This window comes from Calditrichia bacterium (assembly GCA_020634975.1).
GTDB lineage: Bacteria > Calditrichota > Calditrichia > RBG-13-44-9 > J075 > JACKAQ01.
On record JACKAQ010000006.1, the window covers coordinates 109,285 to 131,130 of the forward strand.

A 21,846-nucleotide genomic window follows, 5' to 3' on the forward strand; every position below is an offset into this window, starting at 1 on the left:
TTGCGAAAAATATTGCGGAATTCGCACAAAAGAGGGATAGCATTGCGAAATAATAATATGATTTTACTGTTTAATAATTCATTCTTCCGAAAACTGATGCTGTTGACGCTGGTTGTCGGTCAACTGTTTGGGCAGAATAGTGATTCTGTGAAAATCGACGGTCCGATGCCAACGATTGCCGACAGCCTTGCCGCCGACACGATGGTTGTGCACAAACTGGATCGCGTGGTGAAAAACCGGGCGTTTTCAGTTGGTGAAAAACTCACGTTCAACATTCGTTACGGTATCATCAAGGCTGGCGAAGCAACAATGGCAGTTGCGGAACAACTGCCCATCAACGAATCGCACGAGGCATACCGGATCGTTTCCACTGCCCGATCCGCATCGTTTTTTGATAATTTTTACAAAGTGCGTGACTCTGTGGAAACATTTTTGGATACTCGCGGGCTGTTTTCGTGGCGATTCGAAAAGCGGCTGCGCGAAGGTGGTTACAAATTTGATCTGTTGGTGGATTACAACCAGCGGATGGGCAAGGCTGAAATTCAGCGGATTCGTTATCATGGCGATGAGCCGCTGCGCATCAAAAACCAAAGCAGTTTCGATCTGGACATGCCCGCATATGTGCTGGATGTGCTCGGTTCGTTTTATTTTGTGCGCACCCAACGGCTGGAGCCGGGAATGCCGTTGTATATGATCAATCACGATAATAAAAAAATCTACGATTTGCAGGTATTTGTCCAAAAACGCGAGCGCATTTCGGTGGATGCAGGTAGTTTCAACTGTATTCTGGTAAAGCCGGTGCTGCTCGGTGAGTCCATTTTTAAACAGGATGGCGAGATGTGGATTTGGCTGACAGACGATCAATACAAAATTCCGGTTCAGATGAAATCCAAAGTTGCGGTCGGTTCGATCACCACAGAATTGAAAAAAATTGAGGGTGTTCCGCTGCCGTTGCCCTCGCAGATTCGCTAAAAAACATTCAAAAGAAAGAATTTGACCGGAAGTAGCTAAATTTTTTTAGCGAAAAAGTTGGTGTGGACGAAATAATGTTGTATTTTTGCCTGCTTCACGTATGAGGGGTAGGCTAACTGCTTTCTTCTGATCGATTTTTCCCCCCGTGTTCCATTCAATTCAAAACCGGATTTGAAATCCATCAAATGGAGTTTTACATGATTAATGTCGCGATTGTCGAAGACAAAGATTACATCCGCGAAGGTCTGGTCATGTTGATCGAAAGCACGGAAGATATTCGCTGCATCGGTGCGTATGGCGATTGCGAAAGCATGCTGGCATCGCTGAAAAAGATCGTCCCCGATGTGTTGCTGATGGACATTCATCTGCCGGGAATATCCGGGATTGAAGGGGTTCGGCAGGTTAAAAAAATCGTTCCAAATCAGGATATTATCATGCTGACGGTGTTGGAAGAACGGGACAGTATTCTGGAAGCACTGTGCGCTGGCGCCACCGGGTATCTCGTAAAAAACACCGAAAGCGATCAACTGCTTTCCGCGATTCGCGAAGCACATGCCGGCGGATCGCCGATGAACGCGCACATCGCCCGCAAAGTGGTTAAAATTTTTCACGAATTGCCGCTCAAAACCATCTCCCGCGAAACCGATGCCGAAACCGAAAATGTGGCTCTCACCTCACGCGAACTGGAAGTGCTCAGCGGGCTTTCCGCCGGCGAAAGTTACCAATCCATTGCTGATTCCTTATTCGTTAGTGCGAACACAGTTCGCTATCACATCCGCAATATTTACCGAAAACTGCACGTACACAGCCAATCCGAAGCCGTTGCCAAAGCGCTCAAAAGCGGCCTGATTTGACGATTCCATTTTCTTGACTTAACGCACACCGGATTTTTCGATCCCCCGTAATATGTGATCCGGCATCAGTTATTTTTTTGCTGTAATGCTGGATTTCCTATCGTTTTCTGATGTACCACAATTGTGATAATTGTTCATATAATTCCGCAAACGGATATAGGATTTTGAATGAAAAATCTCGCTAAAGCACGAAAATTCACCGCTTGTCCATCCGCTGCAATTCTGTTTTTTCTGGTCACATTTGTTTTTTCCGGAAGTATCGCTGCCAAAGAAGCGGCATATCAACCCGGCGAATTACTGGTGCAACTGCGCTCCGGTGCAGATATCCAGCAGATGATCTCGTCATTGAAAATCGCAAAAATGCACCCCCAAAAATTGCTTTCGGCACGGTTGAACATCTGGCTGGTAGCCTTTGACGAGCAGCAAATTTCCGGCATCGCCGCTTTAAAATCGGTAAAACAGCAGCCGGATGTCCAAAATGTCCAATTCAACCATTTTGTTACCCGGCGGAGCACGATCCCGAATGATATGCAATACGCAAGCCAATGGGCGTTGAATAACACCGGGCAAACCGGCGGCGTAGTGGATGCTGATATTGACGCCCCGGAAGCATGGGATATTTCCACCGGTGGGCAAACCGCCACAGGCGAGGAAATCGTGATTGCCGTCATCGACGGCGGCTTCGATCTCGATCACCCGGATCTCAATTTCTGGAAAAATACTGCCGAAATCCCAGGCAACAATATCGACGATGACGATAACGGTTACGTTGATGATGTTGACGGATGGAACGCCTACCAAAGCTCCGGCAATATTCCCAATGACGATCATGGAACGCACGTTGCCGGAATTGCCGCGGCAATCGGAAACAACGCTGTTGGCGTGAGCGGCGTAAACTGGGGTGCGAGCGTGCTGCCGGTTGCCGGATCATCCGGTCAGGAATCGGTGGTGATCGAAGCTTACGGCTATGTGTTGGAAATGCGTAAGCGATACAACGAATCCGGCGGTACGGATGGAGCGTTTATCGTGGTCACAAACGCTTCCTTTGGGGTAGATTTTGGCGATCCCGCGGACTTCCCCCTCTGGTGCGCCATTTACGATTCGCTCGGCTCAGCGGGGATTTTGAACTGCGGCGCGACGGCCAATCTGGGCATCAATGTGGACGATCAGGGCGATGTCCCAACCACCTGCCCAAGCCCTTTCATGATTGCCGTAACCAACACAACCCATTCAGATTCGAAAAATAACGGCGCGGCATTCGGGCAAATCAATATCGATTTGGGTGCGCCGGGAACCGGCATTTTGAGCACTTTGCCGTTCAACAGTTATGGCAGTTTGACCGGAACCAGTATGGCAACACCCACGGTTGCCGGTGCCATTGCGCTGATGTATTCGGCAGCGAGAGCGGAAATTATTCAGGCGTATCACGACGAACCGGCAGAAATTGCGCTCCAGTTCCGGGAGTTTTTGTTGAATGGCGTGGATCCAATTCCGGCGCTGGCGGGCATTACCGCCACAGGTGGACGATTAAATGTGAACAACAGTTTGCAACTGGTGCAGCTGTTTACGCTATCTGGATTTTCGATCGTTCCGGGTGAATTGAGCTTTGGCTCCGTCGAAATCGGGTTTTCTGATACGCTTTCGCTGATCGTTCGCAATAACACCGATGCGAACGCAACTTTCAATATTTTGCCGGATACGGCGATTTCGAATTTTTATCCGTTGACAGATAATTTCACCGTCACTGCACATAACCGCGATACGGTGATGATCGTTTTTACGCCATCCGAACCCGGCGAGATCAACGCGCTGCTGACCATCAGCAATCCCGATACCGTGATGACAACCCCTTTGAACGGTAGCGGTTTGGCATATCCGGTGATGGCAGTTGACGGCAGCAGCATCACCATTTTCGCGAAACCGGGCGAAACGGTCAGCCGGAATCTGGCGATCGCCAATCAAAACATTCCCGGCGGGGAAGCGCTCCGTTGGACAGCCTTCGAAATGCCGTTACCCACTTCAGCCGGTTCAAGATATCAAAAACCGCAGCCCCGCCGAACGTTCGCTGAACTCAACGGCAACAATCCTGTGACCGTAAATCGCGCGCGCCGCGCCCAAAAAATTGGCAATCCCCGGGTCATCTTTTTCGAGGATGATATGGAAAACGTCGTCCACAATTGGACAACAGAAGTTCTCGACGGTGCCACTGACGATCTCTGGCATCGCAGCGAATCCGCCGCCAATAGTCCGGTTACCAGTTGGTGGTGTGCCGACGAAATTGCGGGGAATTACAACACCGGCAATCGCATTAAAACGGCGCTGGTTTCACCCGTAATCGATCTGACCAGTGCGGTTGCGCCCGTAACGCTTTCATTTTATGAAGCTTACAACACGGAAGAAGGTTGGGACTTTTGTATGGTCGATGTGTCAATCGACGGTGGATTAACCTGGCAAACCATTCGCAACGGCGTCAGCGGGAACAGCGGTGGCTGGCTGGAAAGTGCGGTCGATCTCTCTGATTTCGCCGGAGAAACCGTTCAGTTTCGCTATCATTTCGATTCGACGGACGATTTTTCAAACGATTTTCCCGGCTGGCGGGTGGACGATGTGCGCGTCAGCGACAGCAATGTGGATGTCTATTCCTGGCTGCAAATCAACCCGTTTACCGGGATTGTTCAATCCGGCGAAACGGAAAATATCGCTATCGAAATTGATGCAAACGGTTTGACTGCCGGCACATATCCGGCACACATCCGCATCACCGGAAACGATCCGGATGTGCCGGAAGTGACCATTCCGGTCGAGCTGGTGGTTTCCGAAATCCAGATTTTTGACGCAGCCATGAATCTCAATTTTACCAATGGCGTTTCGTTTGATACGCTAAAGTTTGGCACTGCGTCAGATGCGAGTGATTTATTTGATGCTGCATACGATTTGTACGCACCGCCACAGCCACCCGGCGGCGCGTTCGACGCCCGTTTTCGGACACAGACGGACGATTTGCGCCGCGATTTCCGGAAAACCAATGAGCCGGGTGACACAATTATCTGGCGAATGCGATTTTCCGCTGGCAGTAGCGGATTGATGACCGTTTCGTGGCAACCCGGCGAACTGCCGAAATCCGGCAGCTTCCGAATAAAAGATGTGACCGGCGGGCAATTGCTGGATCTGGATATGCGCATCAAATCGGCATTTACCGATAACCTCAGTATCGGACAGTATTACGTCGAATACATCGCAGATGGCAGCAGTGCGCACACCGCGCAATCCGCAGATGGCTGGAATTTGGTCAGTTTGCCGCTGGCGGTGCCTGATCCAAACTATCAACAATTATTCCCGAGCGCAACGCCGGGCAGCCTGTACGGTTACGATGGCGTTTATGTCACCGGCGATTCGCTGGCGGTGGGCGCCGGTTATTGGCTCAATTTCGCGAACCGCGATACGGCGGCGATTTTCGGTTCGCTGATCGATACTGCAACGCTGCAGTTGCAAAAAGGCTGGAATTTAATTGGCGGCATATCTTACAATATTGCATTGAATGAAATCGATGATCCGTTAGCAATAATCGTTCCGGGAACGCTCTACGGTTTCAACGGCGTATACGGTGCGAGCGACATCATCCGGCAGGGCAGGGGATACTGGATCAACGCTGCGGATTCCGGCGAAATTTTTCTGCAGGCATCGTCGGTGAAATTGGAAAAATCGATGATACCGCCAAAAACGGTGAGTCGTGATGCGCTGTCGAAAGCGGCGAAATTGCTGGTTCAAAGCGGTAACGTTTCGCAAACGCTTTATTTTAACGCGACAATTGACGAACGCATCGATCGCCGCAGCTTCAGTTTGCCGCCGCTCGCGCCGGTCGGATTTGATGCCCGATTTGCCGGTGATGTGTTCGCGGTGACCACTGCAGAAGCGTCCATCCGGCTGCAAAATAACGGAAATCCGGTGATCGTCACGCCGGAAAATCTGCCGCTCGCCAACGGCGATTCATTTATTTTGGAGGAATTGCTCGGCACAACGGTCGTTGTAACGCACTCGCTGCAGAACGGTCAGCCGCTGCAAATCAGCAGTCGCGCAGTGACGCAACTGGCGCTTCGAAAAGTGGCTGCAACTTTGCCAACCGCATTTGCTGTTGAGCAAAATTATCCGAATCCGTTCAACCCGGCAACCGAAATTCGATTTGCGTTACCGGGTGCAAGTGATGTAGAAATAACCATTTACAATGCGCTTGGGCAGAAGGTGAACACGCTTGTCAACCGGAAATTTGATGCTGGATTTCACAGCGTCCAATGGAACGGAACAGACGAGCGGGGTAGTGGCGTTTCCAGCGGAATTTATTTTTACCGCGTTTCCGCCGGAGCATTTTCATCGGTGAAAAAAATGTTGCTGGTGAAATAACGCCGTGGGATGTCCGGTGATGTGGCGCAGGTGCCATCAAAGGGATGCAAATGCAAAAGTGGTATCGCGAATGTGGGAAATCTCAATTTCCGGATGCCGTTTGCGAAACACTTCGAGCGCCGGCACCACATCAATTTCCGGACGATAATCGTGCCACAAAATGATGCCTTTGCCGTTGCGCAGCAGCTTCAGGGCTATTTCGGAATCGTTCAGCACATAATCAAAATCATGCGATCCGTCGATGAACACTACATCAATGCTGTTCTCGAATCGCGAAAAATCAAATGTGCCGGAATCGCCGTAAAGCTGCTTAATTCGTTGGATACACGGAAAATCCACCGCAGATTTGTTCGCAAATAACTCACCCGATTGCGCTTTATCCACCAACCGCAAATACCGTTTGCTGATGTTGAATTTGGTATTTTCCGCAGCGTCTGCCGGCAAATCCAGTGTGAAAATTTCGCAATCGTCCGGTGCGTTCAGCGCCATATTCAGCGTGGTTCTGCCGTTCATTGTGCCGATTTCGAAAATGCGTTTGGGCTGAAATTTTTTGACTATCGCTGCGATGGTGCTCATTTCATCCACACTCATATTTCCCGGCTGCACCTGCAATTCAGTCAACTGCACTGTTGTGCCGGATAAAAATGCGGATTGCTCGATGAGCGGCAGCTTCGGTTTGTCGAAAACGAATCCGAAATACCGGCAAATCAGTGAGTGAATGTATTGCCCTTTCGGCGTGAACAATCCGATGGTAAACGACCAGAGCATCAATAATAATGAAACGAAAAATTTGGCGATTCGCCGGAAAATTGTATTCATTTTTTTTGCCGTAAATTGAGTTCCAGATTTCTGTAAACCGGGAGTGATAATAAATCATCCCCGGCAAAATGTCAAGCGATTTGCAGCGATAGCGCGGTCCGGCAATTACACGCCACACGAAAACTTGGATCAAATATTCACCGAAAAAACGCTTCGATAAGCGACTGTGGTTTATTAAATTGGCAAGCTTTGTAATTTTACCTTTTCATTAAAAAAACAGGGAATCATCAATGAAAAAAAGTGGTTTGATGTTGCTGGTGGCAACAATGTTATGGGGTGGCGTGCTGATGGCGCAGGGTTCGCCAAATGTGCCATTGTTGGCGCATATCAACGATTATCCGTCTGTGGGATACAACGATTGCTGGGGCTACGTTGCGCCGGACGGTCGCGAATATGCGCTGTTGGGTGTGCAAAACGGCACCAGCATTCTGGATATCACCGATACGGATAATATTGTCGAAATCAATTTTATTCCCAGCGCAACTTCGCTGTGGAAGGATATTAAAACATATCAACATTATGCGTATGTGGTTACCGAAGCCAGCGGCGGGATGCAGATTATCGATTTGTCCGATCTGCCGAACAGTGCGCCGCTGATCGGATCGGTAACGGAATTTGGCAGTTCGCATAATATTTACATCGATGTGCCGAATGCGTTACTTTATGTGGAGGGTAGCTTTAGCGAACCGGTGTGGGCTTACAGCCTTGCAGATCCGGAAAATCCGGTGCGATTGTCAAGTTTTGGCATCGAATGCCACGATATTTTTGCGCGCGATAATGTTGCGTTTATCTCCGAAGGCGGCAGTGGCTCAATCGGCATTTTTGATATGACGAATCCGTCACAACCGACGTTATTACAACGCTTAAATATTCCAGCCGCCGGTTATGTGCACAATGCATGGCTGACAGAAGACAGCCAGTTTTTGATGACGACTGAGGAAACCAACGGCAAAACCATGAAAATGTGGGACATTTCCGACCTCGGGAATATTACACTCACCGACCAAATTCTGGCACCCGGCGGGTTAGCGCACAATACCCACATCAAAGGCAATTATGCCTACGTTTCCCATTACAGCGACGGGTTACGAATTTATGATGTTTCCGATCCGTATAATTTGAGCGAAGCCGGATTTTACGATACATCCGACGATTGGGGTGCTTATCCCTTTTTCCCGTCCGGCAAAGTGCTGGTTTCGGATATCGATGACGGGCTATATATCGTCTTTTTTGAGGGCGCTCGCGAAGGTGATCCGCTCGATCCCAACGCGCCGAAAAGTGTTGCAGCCTACAGCGATTTCAACACACCGAATTCGATTCAGTTGACCTGGGAAGATCCCACAAGCCTGTTCAACGGCGATACGCTGACCGCTGCAGAATTTACTATCGAAGTTGCCCAAATTGGCGGCGGCACCGTTTCCGTTCCCGGTGGCAGCAGCGCATACGAAGCAACCGGATTGAGCGATGGGGAATTATATGAATTTGAAATTTACACCAAAATAATTGCCAACGACAGCACCAGCAATCCTGTAAAGGTAAATTGGTATGCCGGTGGTTCGCCGTTTCCGGCTGCACCGGCGAATCTGGTTTGTGAAAACAACGGCGTTGACGCGCTTTTGAGTTGGAACGATCCCGCCACGCAGGCAGACGGCACGCCGCTGGACGACCTCGATCGCATCGAAATTCTTCGCGATGGCGAAGTTGTCGGCAGCGTTGCGCCCGGCAGCGAAAGTTTTGTGGATACGCCTGCTCCGGGTTTCGCATACGAATACGCCGTTCGTGCGGTCGATAACGAGTTGCCGGAAAATTCCAGCAAGTTAAGCAATAGTGTTGTTGTTTGTTACGTGGGCAATGCACCGGAATTTATCGTTTGGGTTGGTTCGGATGTTGGCGCAGCCAGCGCAGCCAGCGGCGATAGCCTGTTTGCTGCCATCGCTGCACATGGCGGCAGCGTTTACCTGACCAACAATCTTTTTGAGTTCGGCACGGATTTGAGCGGTTACAAAGCTATTTTTGCGGTGCTCGGTGTTTTCAGCGATAATCACGTGCTCAGCAGCAGCGATCCGGAAGCCGCTAGCGCTGGAAACGTATCTTATCAACGGTGGCAAATTGTATCTCGAAGGCGGCGATTGTTTCAATTACGATCCCGAACAGGGCGGCTACAATATCCGTACATGGTTTGGTTTGAACGATGGCGAAGATGGCACCGGCGATGTTTTTGGCGTCACCGGACAAAACGCCATCAGCGAATTTTCATTTGGTTACAACGGTCCGAACAACTGGATGGACGAACTCGTTCCCGCCAGCGCTGCGCCAATCTGGAAAAACAGCGACAACACCGATGTTTTGGGTGTTTACAACGATAATTTCGGCAACGGATTGACAATCGGCGTTGTGCCGTCGTTTGGCGGATTGGTGGAGACCGGAGGATTTGTTACACCGGTAATTCCGAACACCGGTGGCGGATCGGGTGAAAAAATCCGTCCGGTAGCCGGTGGTGAGCACCGCCCGTTTGTCAAAAAATATGCGCATTTTCCCGAACGTGCGGAGCAGTGGAAAGGGCGCAATTTTGTATCGCTGGATGAAACCGGCAACATCGTGATGAGCGCCGGTAATAACGTTGAGCTAATGGGCGCATATCTGCAATTGCTGGGTGCGCCGGTCACCGGAATTGATGACGCTCAAGTTGCCGTGCCCGCGTCTTTTGAGCTGTCACAAAATTACCCGAACCCGTTTAATCCGACCACTTCATTTTCGGTGGCTTTGCCGGAAAACAGCGAACTGAATGTGACCGTTTTTAATGCGCTGGGTCAACCTGTTGCGGAGTTGTTCAACGGGAAAATGTCTGCGGGTGAACACCATTTTTCGTTCGATGCAGCACATTTGGCCAGCGGATTGTATTTCTACCGCGTATCAACCGGGAACCTCACGAAAACCCGAAAAATGATTTTGATGAAATAATCAAGCTCCGATTTTAGTGACTGATGTTTTTGAAAAGGCGCAGCGATGCGCCTTTTCTGTTCCTGCCGAATACCAATTTGCGATTGGGAAATACACAAAAAATCGCTACATTTTTAAATATATTTTTTATCCGAAAGCCGCATTTTTCCACAGGAGTAGCACATGAAACAGTTGTCCAACCTTGTTCTGTTTATCTGCATTTTTGGATGGGGAATCGCAGTTGCGCAACCGACCGAAATTTATAGCGAAGTGCGAATATTTGTTGATCAACCTTCCGTATTTCAAGATTTGGCAAACAATGATATTTATTTCGATCATATTCATCGCGAAAAAACGGATCGCGGAATGGCCATCACCGGCGTGCTGAACAGCCGGGAATTGGCGACGTTGCAAACCAGTGGCATCGACCACGAAGTGCTCATTCCCGATATGACCGCACATTTTCTGGCGCAGCCGAAATTGAGTGCGGCGGAGCAATCGCGCATCCGCGCGAACAGCAGCGTTCAGGGGTTCGAATTCGGGAGCATGGGAGGCTATTACACGTTTGCGGAGGTGGTTTCGGAACTGGATTCGATGCGGTTGCTGTATCCGAATTTGATTTCACAAAAGCAATCGATCGGCAGCACCCATCAGGGACGCGATGTGTGGATGGTCAAAATTTCCGATAATCCCGACATCGACGAAAACGAGCCGGAAGTGCTCTACGACGCGCTGCATCATGCCCGCGAGCCGCAAAGCATGATGACGGTCATTTATTATATGTATTATTTGCTGGAAAATTACGGCACCGATCCGGAAGCGACTTATCTGGTTGACAATCGCGAGCTGTATTTTGTCCCGGTGATCAATCCCGACGGTTACGAATACAACCGCCAAACCAACCCGAACGGCGGCGGTTTTTGGCGAAAAAATCGCCGGAACAACGGCAGCAGTTACGGGGTGGATTTGAACCGGAATTACGGGCACATGTGGGGATACGACAACAGCGGTTCCAGCCCGTCACCGGGCAGCGACACCTATCGCGGACCGTCCGCTTTTTCAGAGCCGGAAACGCAGGCAATCCGCGATTTTTGCAACAGCCGCGAATTCAAAATGGCGCTGAATTACCACACCTATTCCGATCTGCTGATTTATCCCTGGGGCTACATTGCCTCGTTCGAAACGCCCGATTCCGCAGTTTTTCGCGAATACGCCGCAGATATGACCCAGTTCAACAATTACACCTGGGGCACCGGTGACCAGACGGTCGGTTATCTCACCAATGGCGATTCCGACGACTGGATGTATGGCGAGCAGGTCACAAAGCCCAAAATTTATTCGATGACGCCGGAAGTCGGCGGCTCAGGCGATGGATTTTGGCCATCGCAAAGCCGGATTTATCCGCTCGCGGAGGAAAACCTCTACCCGAATTTATTTGTCGCGTGGGCTGCCGGTGAATTTGTGAAATACAGCGATTATGTGCTGAACGATTTCGGTAACGGTAACGGTTTTCCCGATCCTGGCGAAAACGTTGACATTCGCTTTACCCTCAAAAATTTGGGATTGAGCGACGCCACCGGCGTATCGGTTGCGCTGGTCAGCGATGATCCGTATGTGCAAATTTCCGCGCCGTCCAAAAATAATGCGATCGATATCCCTGCACGTGGCGAGGCGCTCTCTGACCCGCTAACGTTCACTATTGCAGGAAATGCGCCGCAGGCACATGCAATTTCGATACAGGTGCAAATCACATTTAACGATTACACGATTTCGCAAAATTTGCAAGGTTTACTGGTCGGCACGCCGCAGGTTTCCTTTTCGGACGGCGCGGAAAATGGCACCGGAAACTGGAATACCGGGCAAGGTTGGAACACCACCACCAGCCAATCGCACAGCGCCAGCCGTTCGTTTACGGATAGCCCGTCGGGGAATTATGGCAGCAATATCAACAATTCTCTCACGCTGCAAGTGCCGCTCGATTTTACGGATGTCACCGCTGCATATCTGGAATTTTGGACAAAATGGGCGATCGAAAGTCGCTGGGATTTTGCCCAGGTTCACGCCTCCACCAATGGCACAAGCTGGACATCGCTGAGCGGATTGCACACCATTCCCGGCAGCGGCGATGGCGTGCAGACCACCGGTGAGCCCGGTTACGACGGATTCCAATCCAGTTGGGTAAAAGAACAGATGGATTTGAGTCAATTTTCCGGCGCAGCGCAATTGTTCTTGCGGTTCCGGCTGCGTTCGGATGTCTCCGTTGAAGAAGACGGTTGGTATGTGGACGACATCAGTATCAGCGCGTATGGCAGCGGAAGCGTTACCGGCGTTGCTGTCGACGATGGCTGGAATCTCATTAGTCTGCCACTTAACGTTAGTAATTCCAATTATTTAGATGTGTTCCCAAATGCATTGCCGGGAACTCTTTTTGGCTTCGACGGATCGTATGTGACAGCGACGGAACTGACTGCCGGAAACGGTTATTGGCTGCGATTTGCAGCTGCAGAACTGGCGCCTGTTACCGGACAACCCATCGATGCGTTGCAATTATCGCTCAGTGAAGGTTGGAACCTGATCGGCGGGATTTCCTGCGCGGTAGCGGAAGCCGCTATCGATGATCCGGCGGCAATCGTCATTCCGGGCACGCTGTATGGGTTTAGCGGATCGTATTTTCCGGCAACAGGTATCGAACCGGGAAACGCATACTGGATTCGCGCAAGTGCAAATGGCACTATCGGGCTAACCTGCGGCGCTGCAATCGGCAAATCATCAACCGTTGCGGTTGTGCCGGAAAATGCAACCGTGGTAACAATTGCGGATAATGCCGGACATCACCAACAGCTCTATCTCAATGTAAATATGGAAGATAACACGATAACTGAAAATAGCTTTTCGCTGCCGCCGTTGCCGCCATCGGGCATGTTCGATGCCCGTTTTTCCGGCGATGTTCGGGCAATTGCCGATGCCGAAGCGACCATCGATTTGCAGGCGCGGCACTTTCCGCTGCGCATCACTGTTCAGCCGGAAACGGTCGGAAAGCCGTACGAGCTAAAAATATTTGCAGGAACACAGCTTGTTGACACCCAAAATGTGACGGATAACCGGGCAGTTTTGATCGCCAATCCGGACATCACAAAATTGCAGCTTCGCGTTGTTGGCGATCAGATTCCGGAGGCGTTTACCGTTGCCCAAAACTACCCGAACCCATTTAATCCGGTAACCGAAATTCGCTATGCTTTGCCGAATGCAGCTGATGTGCAAGTGGTTGTTTACAATGCACTTGGGCAACAGATAAAAACGCTCGTTTCCGCCAAACAGGAAGCCGGAAATCACACGGTAGTTTGGGATGCAACCGATGCCAACGGTGCCCCCGTGAGCAGCGGATTGTATTTTTACCGTGTCAAAGCCGGTGCTAAAATTGCTGTTCGGAAAATGCTGTTGATGCGCTAACGATGCTGCCAACTATTGCGGGAAACGGATAATGGAAACTGCCAAAATTGCTGATACGCTGCTGGAATTGAAAGAATTTCAGACCAAACGGTTGCGGGAAACTTACGCTGATTTTTCCGCGCAGCCGGAATTTGCCGCGCTGGTTGAGTTCTTTTTCAGCCAGATTTATGGCACGCAGGATTTTGGTTTTCGCAACGAAAGCATCAAAACGCTGCATCAGCGGTTGAGCGGATTGCTGCACGGTCAAATCATTGACGGTATTGGCAAAGTAATCGAATTGAACGATCTCACCGAAAATCTGGATCGCCGGATGGCTGAGGAATTTATCAGGCGCGATGTTTCCAAATTATCGAATATGGAAATTTACGGCGATGTTTATAGTAGTCTGGACAATTACGATCAACGGATTCACCAAATCAATTTGATGGTGGAAGCCACCAAAAGCATCCACCATCTCAGCCAGATGTGGCTGATCGGGCTATCGCTGAAAGCGGTGAGCAAAGCCGCGCACATTGCCGGATACGGCAAAATTATGGATTTCCTGGAGGCGGGATACAGCGCATTTCACCGGGTAAAAAATATCAGGGCTTTTTTGGATGCGGTGCAATCGCGTGAAATGGCGCTGAATGACCGGCTGTTTGGCAAAACCGGGTGATCTGTTTTTTGCCGCGAAGGCGCAAAGTGCGCAAAGGGAATAGTTGGTTCCTCATGTATTCGCGCCAAAGGTGCTCATTCAAGTAACGTTCCAGCTCAGGTTGTTATTTACCGACTCTCTGTACTGGCTCTGCGAAGGTAGGAATCTCCAAAAGTTGTTGTTTTTAATAAACTTAACGCTCTTTGTGCTTTCGCTGCAAATCCACTTACGATCATACTAAACATCAAAATACTGCAGGAAACCCGCATTGTTCAATCTGTGTTACATCTGATCTATAAACCGTTAAAAAACCGATGTAACCAACCTGTGACAATTTACACAGGGTAAGTTTTGAAATTGCTTTTATTAACGATGTGAACAGGGTCGTAATAAATCATCGCATTCTCTGGCGAAAAACACGGAAGTTGAAACACGGGAATCTGCCTCACCATCGATATCCCCTTTGGATTATTCCCACTTCCATTGCTTCGTCACAATTTTGCGTAACCGCAGTTAAAACAACATATTGGAACGGAGTGACTATGAAGCAAATCACACAATTTTTTGGAATTCTACTGACCGGAATTTTGCTCTGGGGATGCAGCAATACAGATAAACCTGCGTTGGCAATTCATGAGCAACAATATATACAGGGCATCGAATTGGCTAAAAATGGCGATTTCACATCGGCAATCCATTCGTTCAAAACTGCCCTGATGGAGATGCCTGGATATTCGCCGGCGGACGGCAGCATGGCTATCGCGAAAGATGCCGAAGCGGGGAAATTGAAACCGCAAGCCGCAATGGCGTTGTTCCGCGCGATTGATTTCGGGAATCATTTTGATAACGAGAAAAAAATTCGTGAGCTGAATTTGGCGATATCGATAGATCCGAACTATGCGCCTGCGTATAACGAGCGCGGCATTGCATTTTTTGATATGGGAAAATTCCGGCAGGCGCTCTCGGATCGCAATCATGCCATCGAATTATCGCCAAACGAACCGGCATCGTATTACAACAAAGCGCTCACCTGCGAAAAACTGGAAATGTTCGAAGACGCCATCGATGCGTATGCCCGCTTTATCGAACGTGCCAATCCGCGTCAAAAAGAGCATGTTGAATACGCCCGTTTCCGGATTGAAGAATTGGAAGAGCTGGTTCTGCAGGGAAGAAAAAATACCTGATATCCAATAAAAACAAACAGTTAAAAAATCAGCCGTATCGTTACATTTGTTTTCAAAGGGTCATTGTCATTGGTTAGGAGTTTGCGTAAGATCCGCAACATACAGGTGCCCGGAGTTCTGGTCAATCCACAGACGCCCAATAAATCGCACATATTTCCCGCCTGTATCAACCTCCACAAAATGCTCGCCATACGTTAACTGCACGTCGATGGGTGTGCGACCGCGATGCTCACCATCGATGTAAACTTCCCCATCCATTGGGAAGCTGCGAATGGCCAGACGTTTGTTTATGGGCACCTTTATCGGCTGGACAGGCTGCGGCGCGGAAACGCGTCGCGCCTTTTTTATGTACGGAAGCGGATCGAGATGCTGGTTGTTTTGCAGAATCGAAAAATGGAGATGGGAACCGGTTGCCCGCCCGCTTTTTCCGGCGATGCCGATCAGTTCGCCGGGACTTACTAATTGCCCTTTTTTTACCAAAATTTTTTTCAAATGATGGTATTTTGAAAGAAAATTATCCGCATGTTCGATGTTTATCATGTTGCCGGATAATTTGTTGTAACCGGTGAAAATCACTGCGCCACCGCGCCAGGCAAATACTGAATCTCCTTCAAAACAATCGATATCGATCCCGCGATGAAATTCGCTGCCGCGTCCGCTGAACGGATTTTTCCGCCAGCCAAATTCGCTGGTCACCGGTTTTGGCGCGCCCAGCGGATGAAAGGATTCTTCCTGCGCTACAGCGGTTTTGCTCCCAAAGCAGATTGTCATGAGCAGCCCGATGCCGCAAACCCATATTTTCTGACGAATGTGTTGTTTCATATTTCTAAAAATCATGCCCGGAAGATACAAATCGCATGGCGCAAGTTAAAGCCGTTTTTTTTGCAATGCCTGTCACACGATAACTGATTGACAATTCTAAATATCAGTCGTGAACAATTTGCTGAAAAATTACGTATCACCAAATAAATTTTCTTTGCTTGCGCTTCGCTTTTCAATTATGTTTGAAGCTTAAGCACAGTGATAAGACCCAAACCGGGGATGTTAAAAAATGGACGAAATTAAAAAATTAGCTGTATTATTTACCGGCGTTCTGATCATCGGAATTGTCGTTTGGATGGTTTCGAGAGTACCGGGTGCTTCGGGATACAATTCGTTACCCAAACAAAGCAGCATCCATCCATTGTCGCCGGAGCCAGAGGCAAAGCAGCTATCTCCGGTGGAGCCGCGTGTTTCCGCTCAACCCGGGGCGCGGCAAAACATCCGCGATTCCATTGCCTGGCGGAAAACGGAACCTGTGGAACCGGCGGAACGTCCGGTGATCAGCGGTGCAATCCCGTTCAACGGAAATCCCAACGCAATTTTTGTGGGTGCTGCTCAAAAAATTTTACCGGCAGTTGTTTCCATCGAAAATATCCGCAAAACCAGCTCCACTTTCGATCTGTTGCATCCCTTTTTAAAACGAGACGGTGAGAACGATGAAGAGCAAATTCTCCCGCCCGGTTCCGGCTCCGGCATTGTCATCACTCCAAACGGCTATATTTTGACCAACAATCACGTGATCGAAGATGCCAAAGAACTGCGGGTAAAATTATACGATAAACGCGAATTTGAAGCCAAGTTGGTTGGCACCGATCCCACAACGGATATCGCGGTGATTCGCATTGAGGCGGAAAACCTTCCGGCAGCATACATCGGGGATTCGGACAGTGTGCAAATCGGCGAATGGGTGATGGCTGTTGGCAACCCGCTAAATTTTACATCCACGGTTACTGCCGGCATCGTCAGCGCGCTGGGTCGCAACATTAATATTATTGATGGCAGCCGCTATCGCTATAAAATCGAAAACTTCATCCAAACCGATGCGGTGATCAATCCCGGGAACAGCGGCGGTGCGTTGGTCAATCTCTCCGGTGAGGTTGTCGGCATCAACACGGCAATTGCCACACGCAGCGGATATTATCAGGGCTACGGATTTTCAATTCCCATCAACCTTGCCCAAAAAGTCAGCGAAGATCTGATCAACGATGGTTACGTTCGCCGGGCAATTCTCGGTGTCAGTATCGATCAGGTGAGCGATCGCGTTGCCAAAGCGGTGGGATTGCCAAAGCCGATCGGCGCGTTGATTCAGGGCGTAACCGGAAATTCACCCGCCCAAAAAGCCGGATTGCAGCAGGGCGATATTGTGCTGGCCGTGAACGGCAGCGAGGTTGTTTCTGTAAATGATTTGCAAATTAAAATCGCCCAAAATCGTCCCGGCGATGTTGTAGCTGTCGTAATATGGCGAGATGGCAAAAAGTGGGAAGTAGATGTAGAACTCGGCGAAGCGCCCGACAGCGTGCAGTTGGAAACGGAAACTCCGGTCGAAACAAAAGAACCCGAAGAAAAAGAATTCGAAAATTTCGGTTTAACCGTTCGGGAATTGACCAAAGAAGAGCAAGCCCGATATGATATTACCGAAGGGTTGATTGTTGAAAAACTGGTGCCAAACAGTCCGGCGGATCGTGCTGGTATTTACCGATTGGATGTCATTTTGCAAATCGATGATATGCCGGTGAAATCGTTGGAGGAATTCAACACAATTACCAGGGAATCATCCAGCGGCGATTTTGTGAAATTCCAGCTGAAAATTCGCGGTGGTACCGGCACCCGTATGGTATTCATCGAAGTGCCTTGAAATTGATAAAATTTTTAATTATTTATACAATTCACCCGTAGAGACAATTCATGAATTGTCTCTACGGGTGATGTCATTTTAAACCGATAGGGGAGACAATGAACTACTGGTTAATGAAAACGGAACCGGAAGCATATTCATGGGATGATCTCAAAAACAAGCCAAATTCGACGGATTTTTGGGACGGTGTTCGCAATTATCAAGCCCGGAATTTCATGCGCGATATGAAAGTCGGTGACAAGGTTTTTTTCTATCACAGCCAGATCAACCCGCCGGCAATTGTCGGGATTGCCACGGTGGTTCGCGAAGCATATCCCGATCCCACCCAGTTCGACCCCGAATCCAAATATTTCGATCCCAAAAGCAAGACAGAAGATCCGCGCTGGAGCGTGGTCGATATCCGCAGCGAAGCTGAATTTGCCGAGCCGGTAACGTTGCCGGAACTCCGCGACATTCCCGATCTTGAAGAAATGGTGCTGCTCCGCAAAGGCAGCCGGCTTTCTGTTCAGCCGGTTACGGAAAAAGAGTGGAAAATCATCACCAAAAGCCGGAAAATCCGGCAGCTTTGAAAAGGAAAAAGGGTAAAATTATCAGGATCCAGCAACACCAGAATCCAGAAACCAGAATCCAGGAGAAAACCGTGCAGCGATTTTCATCTTTAGTTCTAAAAGTAATAGTTGTATCAATGCTATTGATTTTATCTCACGCCATTGCGCAGGATTTGCAAAAAGCGCTCAGTCAGATCGATGAAGCGGAGTACACCCAACGCATCAAAACACTCGCTTCGGATGAATTTCAGGGGCGATTACCCGCAACGGAAGGCGAGACCAAAACCATCAATTATTTGCGAGATGAATTCCGAAAAATTGGGCTGAAACCGGGCAATGGTGACAGCTATTTTCAGGAAGTCGGGTTGGTGCAAATCACCAGTCATCCCGATGAACGGCTGGAAATCAAAGGCACCGGCAGGGGATTGAGCCTCGGTTTGGGCAGCCAGTTTGTTGCACAAACCCGCCGGATGGTTGATAAAATCGATGTTCGCGATGCGGAAATGGTTTTCGCCGGATACGGCATTGTTGCGCCGGAATACAATTGGAATGATTACGCCGGTCTCGATGCCAAAGGTAAAATTGTGGTTGTTTTGGTGAACGATCCCGGATTCGCGACGCAAGACAGCGCGCTGTTCACCGGTCGTGCGATGACCTATTACGGTCGCTGGACATACAAATACGAAGAAGCCGCACGGCAGGGCGCCGCCGGTGTGCTGATCGTTCACGAACCCGCGCCTGCGGGATATCCCTGGTTTGTGGTACAATCCGGCTGGAGCGGACCGGAATTTCACATGGAAGCGGCAGATAAAAATATGTCCCGCTGTCAGTTTGAGGGCTGGATTTCTGGTATCGCGGCGCGTTCGCTGTTCGGGCAAGCCGGTCTGAATTATGAGGAAGAAATTGACAAAGCTGCAAAACCGGGATTCACTTACCAGCCGTTCGGGTTGACTGCGTCGCTGTCGCTGACCAATGACATTTCTTATTCGAAATCGAACAACGTGCTGGCGTTGCTGCCGGGCACCGATCGCGCAGATGAAATCGTCATTTACAGCGCCCATTGGGATCATTTTGGCGTGAATCCGGAAATGGACGGTGACAATATTTTCAATGGTGCCCGCGACAACGCTACCGGAACCGCTGCGTTGCTAGAACTGGCTGATGCGTTCGTGAATGCGCCGGAACCGCCGCGTCGATCGATCCTGTTTTTGGCGGTCACCGCAGAAGAGCAAGGGTTGCTCGGTTCGGCGTATTATGCCGCACACCCGGTGTATCCGCTCAACAAAACCGTTGCCGCACTAAACATGGATGCGCTGAATATTTTTGGAAAAATGAAAGATATCACCGTAATCGGGTTGGGCAATTCGCAACTCGATGCGTATGTTGAAGCAGCCGCAACTGCTCAGAGGCGTTATGTTCGCCCCGATCCCGAGCCGGAAAAAGGGATCTTTTTTCGCTCGGATCACTTCAGTTTTGCCAAAGAAGGCGTTCCGTCATTATACACCAAAATGGGGATCGATCACGTCAGTAAGTCGCAGGATGAGGTGTTAGCGATCTCCAACAAATGGACCGCCGAGCTGTATCACAAACCGGGTGATGAATACGATCCGGCAACCTGGGATTTGAGCGGCGCTATCGACGATATCCGGCTGATGTTCCGGGTAGGCTACCAGCTCAGCCGGGAAAACACCTTCCCGGAATGGAACGACGGCAATGCCTTCAAAGCCAGGCGCGATGCAGATATGGCTAATTGAAAATCATCTGTTTTATTGTGGTAAAAAAATCGGGAACGTGTAGCAAAAGTTAATAAATTATCTGTTGAGACTGCCGGTCGGATGCTGTATATTTGCCAGCGCAATACGAAAAACACGCAAAAGCAAAGGAGTTGCTTGATGATCGATTTACACATGCACAGCACATATTCCGACGGCAGCCAGACGCCCGAACAGTTGATTCTGGAAGCCAAAGCCAAAGGGCTTAGCGCCATCGCACTTACCGATCACGATACAATTGACGGTATTCCTGAATTTATGGCGTTGGGCGAAACCCATGGCATTACAACCGTGCCGGGTGTGGAAATCAGCGTGGACACCAAATTGCCCAACAACGGACACATGCACATTTTGGGATTGCTCGTCGATCCATATTCTGAATCGTTGAAAAACACCCTGAACTTTTTGTTGAAAGAGCGCAACGAACGCGCCCAGCGCATTATTCGCAAACTCACGGAAAACGGGGTGGATATCACCATGCAGGAATTGCTCGACGAAGCCGGAGAAGGCGCAATTGGCAGACCGCATGTGGCAAAAATTCTGGTGCGCAAAGGCGTTGTCGGTTCGATTCAGGAAGCGTTCGACATCTGGCTTGCCAAAGGCAAACCCGCTTATATGGATAAAACCAAACTCGGCGAAAGCGATGCCATCAAAATGATTCACGATGCCGGCGGATTGGCCATTATGGCACATTCACACCTGATGCATTACGACACATTCGCAGAAGCACGCGATAAATTATTGGAACTAAAGGAATTGGGATTGGATGGTTTTGAGGTATTCTATTCCGGCATGCCGAAAGAATACACCGACGGTTTGTTGGCGCTCGCCGAATCGCACGGTTTCGCCATTTCCGGCGGCAGCGATTATCACGGCGATAACAAACCCGGCATCTTCATGGGCACCGGAAAAGACAATGATCTGAATATTCCGGACACTATCCTTGAACATCTCAAAACAGTTCAGCTCAAAAAAGAAGCACAGCTCGGTTAGGTGAGTAGAGTCACAGACTTTCCGGCGGGTGTATATTACCTTTTTGCGCTATTTTTATAGGGGATGCCAAATCCCGTTGCAAATTATGACCTAACCCGGAGATATTGCCGGAAAAACAGCAACAACATTGGGTTTCAGTCTGAAAAAATGATCAAATTTGTTAAAGTTATGGGTGTAACCGCCGACTATAATAACTGTTTTATGGCAAAAGACTTTAGCAAAATGATCAGGGAAGATTTAGCGGTGGGAAGAAGTAACAATCGTCCATTCATTTTGTCGATGAAATACCTCCCTTTTACAAACTCTCGGAAACGGATTTCCATTGATCAATCAGGATCAGATGATAGTTGATGTGGTATAATTGTTAATTGTCATCAGGGTAGGTGTATATTACCTATAGTGAAAACTGGCGCAACCTTTTGGTGAATAGCTTCGGCTGTTTTCCGAACGGCATTGGCAAATGTCGGTAATCGCCGGTTTTTAATGGATTTGCGTCGTATCTTTTCGGGGTGATCAGGTCGTTTGATCAATCCCCGATACATCATATGTAATGCCCCGTGCAGGTTTTTTAAAGCAGCCTGTAACTGACGGGGCGGAGCTTTAAC

At 49.3% G+C, this 21,846-nt stretch carries 14 protein-coding genes; 12 read left to right on the forward strand and 2 right to left on the reverse strand.

Features of this window, described 5'->3' with window-relative positions; translation table 11 throughout:
- The first annotated feature begins 42 nt into the window (after positions 1 to 42).
- The 3 genes from H6629_22760 to H6629_22770 all read left to right on the forward strand — a co-directional run bounded on the left by H6629_22760 (position 43) and on the right by H6629_22770 (position 6,224).
- Complete coding sequence (locus tag H6629_22760) at positions 43 to 972, forward strand: DUF3108 domain-containing protein (GenBank protein MCB9070607.1); 930 nt, start codon at positions 43 to 45, stop codon at positions 970 to 972.
- A 197-nt stretch (positions 973 to 1,169) separates the two neighbouring features.
- Positions 1,170 to 1,826 (forward strand): response regulator transcription factor, encoded by a 657-nt coding sequence (locus H6629_22765; GenBank protein ID MCB9070608.1) that lies wholly within the window; start codon positions 1,170 to 1,172, stop codon positions 1,824 to 1,826.
- 168 nt (positions 1,827 to 1,994) lie between these two features.
- The gene (locus tag H6629_22770; protein MCB9070609.1) at positions 1,995 to 6,224 is read left to right on the forward strand and encodes a S8 family serine peptidase; all 4,230 of its coding nucleotides are present in this window, start codon (positions 1,995 to 1,997) and stop codon (positions 6,222 to 6,224) included.
- A 36-nt stretch (positions 6,225 to 6,260) separates the two neighbouring features.
- Here the strand turns inward: H6629_22770 and H6629_22775 are convergent, their stop codons facing one another.
- Positions 6,261 to 7,043, reverse strand: coding sequence for a class I SAM-dependent methyltransferase (locus H6629_22775; protein ID MCB9070610.1), 783 nt, complete (start codon positions 7,041 to 7,043; stop codon positions 6,261 to 6,263).
- 230 nt (positions 7,044 to 7,273) lie between these two features.
- Between H6629_22775 and H6629_22780 the strand changes: the two genes are divergently transcribed.
- The 5 genes from H6629_22780 to H6629_22800 all read left to right on the forward strand — a co-directional run bounded on the left by H6629_22780 (position 7,274) and on the right by H6629_22800 (position 15,251).
- The gene (locus H6629_22780) at positions 7,274 to 9,409 is read left to right on the forward strand and encodes a choice-of-anchor B family protein (protein MCB9070611.1); all 2,136 of its coding nucleotides are present in this window, start codon (positions 7,274 to 7,276) and stop codon (positions 9,407 to 9,409) included.
- Positions 9,327 to 10,004: a T9SS type A sorting domain-containing protein gene (locus H6629_22785; GenBank protein MCB9070612.1), complete on the forward strand. Its 678-nt coding sequence runs from the start codon at positions 9,327 to 9,329 to the stop codon at positions 10,002 to 10,004. Before H6629_22780 ends, H6629_22785 begins: the two co-directional genes overlap by 83 nt.
- Positions 10,005 to 10,166: 162 nt before the next feature.
- Positions 10,167 to 13,433, forward strand: a complete 3,267-nt coding sequence (locus tag H6629_22790; GenBank protein ID MCB9070613.1) for an immune inhibitor A — start codon at positions 10,167 to 10,169, stop codon at positions 13,431 to 13,433.
- A 31-nt stretch (positions 13,434 to 13,464) separates the two neighbouring features.
- Entirely contained in the window at positions 13,465 to 14,088 is a 624-nt protein-coding gene (locus tag H6629_22795; GenBank protein MCB9070614.1) for a hypothetical protein, read from the forward strand.
- A gap of 521 nt (positions 14,089 to 14,609) precedes the next feature.
- Positions 14,610 to 15,251: a hypothetical protein gene (locus tag H6629_22800; GenBank protein ID MCB9070615.1), complete on the forward strand. Its 642-nt coding sequence runs from the start codon at positions 14,610 to 14,612 to the stop codon at positions 15,249 to 15,251.
- 66 nt (positions 15,252 to 15,317) lie between these two features.
- On the opposite strand, the gene H6629_22805 is transcribed toward H6629_22800, so the two are convergent.
- Positions 15,318 to 16,073 (reverse strand): peptidoglycan DD-metalloendopeptidase family protein, encoded by a 756-nt coding sequence (locus H6629_22805; GenBank protein MCB9070616.1) that lies wholly within the window; start codon positions 16,071 to 16,073, stop codon positions 15,318 to 15,320.
- A 229-nt stretch (positions 16,074 to 16,302) separates the two neighbouring features.
- Here H6629_22805 and H6629_22810 point away from each other — a divergent pair, with 229 nt between their 5' ends.
- From H6629_22810 to H6629_22825, 4 genes are all read left to right on the forward strand, one after another.
- Positions 16,303 to 17,928 (forward strand): Do family serine endopeptidase, encoded by a 1,626-nt coding sequence (locus tag H6629_22810; GenBank protein ID MCB9070617.1) that lies wholly within the window; start codon positions 16,303 to 16,305, stop codon positions 17,926 to 17,928.
- A 98-nt stretch (positions 17,929 to 18,026) separates the two neighbouring features.
- Entirely contained in the window at positions 18,027 to 18,497 is a 471-nt protein-coding gene (locus tag H6629_22815) for an EVE domain-containing protein (protein ID MCB9070618.1), read from the forward strand.
- Between the two features lie 116 nt (positions 18,498 to 18,613).
- Positions 18,614 to 20,230: a M28 family peptidase gene (locus H6629_22820; GenBank protein ID MCB9070619.1), complete on the forward strand. Its 1,617-nt coding sequence runs from the start codon at positions 18,614 to 18,616 to the stop codon at positions 20,228 to 20,230.
- A 138-nt stretch (positions 20,231 to 20,368) separates the two neighbouring features.
- Positions 20,369 to 21,241 (forward strand): PHP domain-containing protein, encoded by an 873-nt coding sequence (locus tag H6629_22825; GenBank protein MCB9070620.1) that lies wholly within the window; start codon positions 20,369 to 20,371, stop codon positions 21,239 to 21,241.
- Positions 21,242 to 21,846: the final 605 nt, after the last annotated feature.

What these genes read in the sequence shown, in the direction of transcription:
- H6629_22765 (MCB9070608.1), top strand. Translation starts at nt 1,170, where the DNA reads ATGATTAATGTCGCGATTGTCGAAGACAAAGATTACATCCGCGAAGGT.
- H6629_22770 (MCB9070609.1), top strand. Translation starts at nt 1,995, where the DNA reads ATGAAAAATCTCGCTAAAGCACGAAAATTCACCGCTTGTCCATCCGCT.
- H6629_22775 (MCB9070610.1), bottom strand. Translation starts at nt 7,043, where the DNA reads ATGAATACAATTTTCCGGCGAATCGCCAAATTTTTCGTTTCATTATTA.
- H6629_22780 (MCB9070611.1), top strand. Translation starts at nt 7,274, where the DNA reads ATGAAAAAAAGTGGTTTGATGTTGCTGGTGGCAACAATGTTATGGGGT.
- H6629_22785 (MCB9070612.1), top strand. Translation starts at nt 9,327, where the DNA reads ATGGACGAACTCGTTCCCGCCAGCGCTGCGCCAATCTGGAAAAACAGC.
- H6629_22790 (MCB9070613.1), top strand. Translation starts at nt 10,167, where the DNA reads ATGAAACAGTTGTCCAACCTTGTTCTGTTTATCTGCATTTTTGGATGG.
- H6629_22795 (MCB9070614.1), top strand. Translation starts at nt 13,465, where the DNA reads ATGGAAACTGCCAAAATTGCTGATACGCTGCTGGAATTGAAAGAATTT.
- H6629_22800 (MCB9070615.1), top strand. Translation starts at nt 14,610, where the DNA reads ATGAAGCAAATCACACAATTTTTTGGAATTCTACTGACCGGAATTTTG.
- H6629_22805 (MCB9070616.1), bottom strand. Translation starts at nt 16,073, where the DNA reads ATGAAACAACACATTCGTCAGAAAATATGGGTTTGCGGCATCGGGCTG.
- H6629_22810 (MCB9070617.1), top strand. Translation starts at nt 16,303, where the DNA reads ATGGACGAAATTAAAAAATTAGCTGTATTATTTACCGGCGTTCTGATC.
- H6629_22815 (MCB9070618.1), top strand. Translation starts at nt 18,027, where the DNA reads ATGAACTACTGGTTAATGAAAACGGAACCGGAAGCATATTCATGGGAT.
- H6629_22820 (MCB9070619.1), top strand. Translation starts at nt 18,614, where the DNA reads ATGCTATTGATTTTATCTCACGCCATTGCGCAGGATTTGCAAAAAGCG.
- H6629_22825 (MCB9070620.1), top strand. Translation starts at nt 20,369, where the DNA reads ATGATCGATTTACACATGCACAGCACATATTCCGACGGCAGCCAGACG.